Annotated in this window: 2 protein-coding genes; one reads left to right on the forward strand and one right to left on the reverse strand. The window is 60.2% G+C overall.

Features of this window, described 5'->3' with window-relative positions:
* Positions 1-842: 4-hydroxythreonine-4-phosphate dehydrogenase PdxA (locus EOA22_RS31810; RefSeq protein ID WP_127390514.1), on the reverse strand; the 842-nt coding region annotated here is incomplete at its 3' end.
* An 86-nt stretch (positions 843-928) separates the two neighbouring features.
* On the opposite strand from EOA22_RS31810, the gene EOA22_RS31815 reads away from it, so the two are divergent.
* A partial coding sequence (locus tag EOA22_RS31815; RefSeq protein WP_164756117.1) for an aldehyde dehydrogenase family protein occupies positions 929-1967 on the forward strand: 1039 nt, incomplete at its 3' end.

A 1967-nucleotide genomic window follows, 5' to 3' on the forward strand; every position in this document is an offset into this window, starting at 1 on the left:
GTGTTGGCGAAACCGAGTGTCTTCAGCGCGATCTGGCCCTGATCGTGGAACATGGTGATGATCAAGTCGAGCTTCTCCGGCCCCACACGCAGAAAGACGGTATCGGCCGGATAGAGGCCGGCGACATCGTATCCAAGTTCCTTTAGCCTTTCGATGGCGGGGAGGATAATCTCGATCTCCTCAGTGCCCATTGCGCCGCCTTCTCCCAAATGCGGGTTAAGGCCGGCAACGGCTATTCTCGCACGTTTGCCGCTTGATGATTCGACCGCCTTGGCGCCGGCCACCGTGGCCGCAATGATGGACTCCACGGAGATGTTGTCGGCCACGGCGCGAAGCGGGATATGCGAGGTTACGCGGGCCGTCCAGAGAGCCCCCTGGTTATTCATTTCGCAGCAGAAGCCAGTAACACCGAGGCGACTTGAGAAAAAATGCAGTTCGTCGATCGCCTTGTGACCGGCCAGCCACATCGCCTGTTTGTTGAGCGGACCATAGACAATCGCATCGAGCTGCCCTGCCCCGGCCGCGTCTGCTGCACTCTCCAGCGCCGCGAGCGTGGCAGTTCCGCCCTCCGCACTCGCCACACCGGGTTTGTAGCCGCCTCGATCCAGACCTGAAATCAGCGCCACGCCGCCACGCTCCGGAATCGATGAGACGCTATCGACGACCGGGATTTCACCATCGAGACCAGCGATTCGTATTCCGTCGCGAAAGCTCCCTTTCCCACAAAAGACGGCAACGCGGAGGTCACTCTGGCGCCCCTTTGCATTGACCAATTTGGCACAAAGTTCCGGACCGACACCGGATGGGTCTCCAGCGACGAGGCCGATTGTTGTCACAGACATTTCTCACTCCCGTTTGACAAACTCATTTCAAATGTCTAACAGAGTGCATACGTATGCTCAATCAAAAACAACAGAAGCCATCTCGTATGAACGCCTTTGCAACAGACTCCCTTGAAGCGCGCATCGGCGCGCAAACCACGGAAGCGAGACGACTTTCGGGCCAGATCGTCTGCGGCGGCGGCTTGAGAAAAGCGCTCACAACAGCGCAATTCGATATCGAGAACCCCGCCACCGAAGAGATCATCGGCTCTGCGCCACGCTGCGGCATAGAGGATGTCAATTCTGCGGTGGATGCGGCTTCCCTTGCGTTCCGGTCTTGGTCGGCAACGCCGGCGAGAGAGCGCGGCGCCCTGCTCATACGGGCAGCCGATCATCTCGACGGCTTCCGTGAAGACATTGCCCGGCTCTCGTCGCTGGAGACTGGCAACGCACTTCCAACCCAATCGCGCAATGAAGCCGGCACCATGGTCGACATCCTGCGTTATTTCGGTGGCCTGGCTGGCGAGATCAACGGCCGGACCTATCCGCCCGATCCTGGCCGGCTGCTCTATACGCGACGCGAGGCGCTTGGTGTCGTTGGCGCGATCATTCCGTGGAATGCACCGCTGATGCAGCTTGCCAGCAAGATCGCCCCGGCACTCGCCGCGGGCAACACCGTCGTGCTAAAGCCGGCCGAGCAAGCACCCTTGGCAGTGCTTCGGGTGTTCGAACTGCTACAGGCGGTTCTGTCACCCGGCGTCGCGAACGCAAACACCGGGCTCGGCGAGGAAGCAGGTCGCCTGCTTTGCCAACATCCGGCTGTACGCAAGATCAGCTTCACCGGATCGAGCGCCGTCGGCGCCTTGATCATGCACTACGCCGCCGACAAGATCATACCAGTCACAGCCGAACTCGGTGGCAAGAATCCGAACATCGTCCTGGCTGATGCCAATGTCGATCGCGCGGCGCGTGGCATTCTGCAGGGGCTTCGGCTTCAGCGTCAGGGCCAGTCGTGTTCCGCCGGTACGCGGATCTATATCCACGACGCCATCTATGATGCGGTGATCGAGCGCGTCCTGGCCGGCATTCCGTCTTTCCGGGTTGGAAACCCGCTGGATGAAGCGACACAGGTGGGCTGTATCGTAT

It is taken from the genome of Mesorhizobium sp. M7A.F.Ca.US.014.04.1.1 (assembly GCF_003998745.1).
Classification (GTDB): domain Bacteria; phylum Pseudomonadota; class Alphaproteobacteria; order Rhizobiales; family Rhizobiaceae; genus Mesorhizobium; species Mesorhizobium ciceri.